The 2,925-nt window shown below is 62.8% G+C and carries 3 protein-coding genes; all 3 read left to right on the forward strand.

Annotated features, from left to right (window positions below; genetic code table 11):
- Nucleotides 1-20 precede the first annotated feature (20 nt).
- From lptB to ccsB, 3 genes are read left to right on the forward strand one after another with little or no spacing between them, the layout of a single operon-like run.
- Nucleotides 21-749 carry an LPS export ABC transporter ATP-binding protein gene (gene lptB / locus QZ184_RS11055; RefSeq protein ID WP_010316925.1) on the forward strand — a complete coding sequence of 243 codons (729 nt, stop codon included), beginning with the start codon at nt 21-23 and terminating at the stop codon, nt 747-749.
- The gene (locus QZ184_RS11060; RefSeq protein WP_296415796.1) at nt 746-1,948 is read left to right on the forward strand and encodes an LptF/LptG family permease; all 1,203 of its coding nucleotides are present in this window, start codon (nt 746-748) and stop codon (nt 1,946-1,948) included. The genes lptB and QZ184_RS11060 overlap by 4 nt, the downstream gene beginning before the upstream one ends.
- A gap of 21 nt (nt 1,949-1,969) precedes the next feature.
- Nucleotides 1,970-2,917, forward strand: a complete 948-nt coding sequence (gene ccsB / locus QZ184_RS11065) for a c-type cytochrome biogenesis protein CcsB (RefSeq protein WP_296419654.1) — start codon at nt 1,970-1,972, stop codon at nt 2,915-2,917.
- Nucleotides 2,918-2,925 lie beyond the last annotated feature (8 nt).

Below are 2,925 nucleotides of genomic sequence, written 5' to 3' on the forward strand. Positions count from 1 at the left end.
AGCTCGGGCCCCGCGAAGCCATGAGCCTGGTCCTTGATCGCGTCGCCTTGACCATTGGCGGCCGACCTTTGGTGAAAGAGGTCAGCCTCAACCTCAATCCTGGAGAGGTGGTCGGGTTACTGGGCCCCAACGGAGCAGGTAAGACCACCACCTTCAATTTGGTGACCGGTCTGCTGCGCCCTGATTCAGGGGCCGTGACCATGGATGAGACCTGTGTTGCCGACTTCTCCATGCCGGAGCGTGCCCGCTTGGGCATCGGCTACCTCCCCCAGGAAGCGAGTGTCTTCCGCAGCCTGAGCGTTCAGGACAACCTGATGTTGGCCCTCCAGGAAAGTGGAGCCCCCAAGGAACAGCGCCGTGATCGGGTCGAGCAATTGGTGCAGGATTTCCACCTGAAGCCCTTTCAGCACCGCCTCGGTTATCAGCTCTCAGGCGGTGAACGCCGGCGCTGCGAAGTGGCCCGAGCCCTGGCGGTCGGCGAAAGCGGTCCCCGCTATCTGCTGCTGGATGAACCGTTTGCAGGTGTCGATCCCCTGGCCGTGGCCGACCTTCAGACATTGATCGCCGGACTGCGGGATCGAGGCATGGGGGTGTTGATCACGGATCACAACGTTCGTGAGACCCTGTCGATCACCGACCGCGCCTACATCCTGACGGAGGGAAGCATCTTGGCCAGTGGCCCCTCCCGTGAGATGGCGAATGACCCCCTGGTGCGTCGCCACTACCTCGGGGAGGACTTCCGGCTGTGACGATCGCACCGACCTGGACCGAGCCCCTGCGCCGGCAGTCTCAAAAGCTCCAACGCCAGTGGAGAACCCTCCCTCTGCTGGATCGCTGGCTGTTTGCCGAGATGCTCGGCCCACTGCTCTTCGGCATCGCCGCCTTCACGGCCGTCTCCCTCTCGGTGGGTGTCGTCTTTGAGTTGGTCCGCAAGGTGGCCGAGGCAGGCCTGCCGCTCTGGGCCGCTGGCAAGGTCCTCGCCCTGCGCATGCCCGGCTTCTTGGTGCTGTCCTTCCCGATGGCCACCCTGATGGCCACCCTGTTGGCCTTTAGTCGCCTCTCGGGCAGTAGCGAACTCACGGCCCTGCGCAGCATCGGCGTGAAGACCTGGCGCATGGTCGTCCCCGCCCTGGTGCTGGCGGCCCTGATGACGCTGCTGACGTTCGTGTTCAACGACGTCATCGTTCCAAGCGCCAACTATTCGGCCTCCAACGTCCTCGATAACGCCCTCGGTCGTGCCCTCTCCGCCCAGACGGGCAAAAACGTTGTCTATTCGCGCTTCGGCCGGATTACACCCAAGGAGCCCGGTGGCAATGCCGGAGAGGGACTGACCCAGCTCTTCTATGCCAAGGAGTTCAAAAACGGTGAGATGCAGGGCGTCACCCTGCTCGATTTCTCCCGTGAGGATCAGCAGCAGGTTTTAACCGCCAACACTGCGGTCTGGGACGAGAACAGGGCGATGTGGGAGTTCCGCAATGGCCGAATTCTCAACATCGATGCGGCCAATAACTTCACCACCTCAGCCAACTACACCAGTTACTACTACCCCTTCACCCGGGCTCCCCAGGATGTGGGCATGCTGCCCAGTGATGCGGCCCAGATGACCGTGGCCCAGGCGCGCCGCGCCGAGGCGCTTCTGGTTCAAGCCGGTGATCAAAAGGAAGCCCGGCGGCTGCGGGTGCGGATCCAGGAAAAATTTGCCTTCCCGGCCATCTGCCTGGTCTTTGGCTTGATCGGCAGCAGCCTTGGGGTTCGCCCCAATTCCCGCACCAGCCGCAGTCAGGGCTTCGGCATCAGCGTTTTGCTGATCTTTGGCTACTACCTGATGTCGTTCATCTTCAGCTCCCTCGGCATCAAGGGAACCCTCTACCCCTTCTTTGCCGCTTGGCTGCCGGTCTTGATTGGTCTTGGTGGCGGTCTTGTGCTGCTTCGCAAGGCCAGCCGCTGACCTTGCCTTTGGCGCGGCAGACTGTTCGCCATCTTTGATCTCGTCAGCGGTTTCGTGACCGATCCGGTTCTTGCGCTTGGTCTTGCTGCCTTTGCGCTGCTGCTCCTGGCCCTTCCCCTGTCCTTTTGGAGCGTCAGTGGCGGAGGCCAGGGCAGCACCGTGGTTCGCCTGCTGGTGGCGACGGCCAACTTGGCTCTGACAGCGCAACTGGTGCTGCGCTGGTGGCAGTCCGGCCACTTTCCGATCAGCAACCTCTACGAGTCCCTCTGTTTCCTGGCCTGGGCTTGCACCTTGACCCAGTTGTTGGTGGAGCGCACCTATCGCTCACCGCTCGTGGCGGCCTCCGCCACACCCATGGGCCTGGGCTGCGTGGCCTTCGCCTCCTTCGCCCTGCCGGATCAACTGCAGCAGGCCGCACCACTGGTGCCCGCCCTGCGCTCCAGCTGGCTGGTGATGCACGTCAGCGTGATCATGGTCAGTTATGCAGCCCTCTTGGTCGGCTCGCTGCTCTCGATGGCGGTGCTCTTCACCGACCGCGGGCAGGCCTTGGAACTGCGCAGCAGCTCCATCGGCAGTGGCGGCTTTCGTCAAGCCAGGCTTGCCACCGACGGAGCTCCAGCGGATCTTGCCTTGAGCAGCGCCTCCCTCTCCCTCAGTGAACAGCTCGATAGCCTGAGCTATCGCACGATCACCGTTGGTTTTCTGTTGCTCTCCGTCGGCATCGTCAGCGGTGCCGTCTGGGCCAACGAAGCCTGGGGGAGCTGGTGGAGCTGGGATCCCAAGGAAACCTGGGCCTTGATCTGCTGGCTGGTCTATGCCGCCTACCTTCACACCCGCCTGAGCCGGGGTTGGCAGGGACGTCGTCCCGCCTTGGTTGCGGTGGCTGGCTTTGTCGTGATTTGCGTTTGCTACATCGGCGTCAATCTGCTGGGTATCGGCCTGCACAGCTACGGCTGGTTCTTCAGCTGATCCAGCCA

The organism is Vulcanococcus sp. DEBay_Sum22DG08_74 (genome assembly GCF_017852955.1).
Classification (GTDB): Bacteria; Cyanobacteriota; Cyanobacteriia; order PCC-6307; family Cyanobiaceae; genus Vulcanococcus.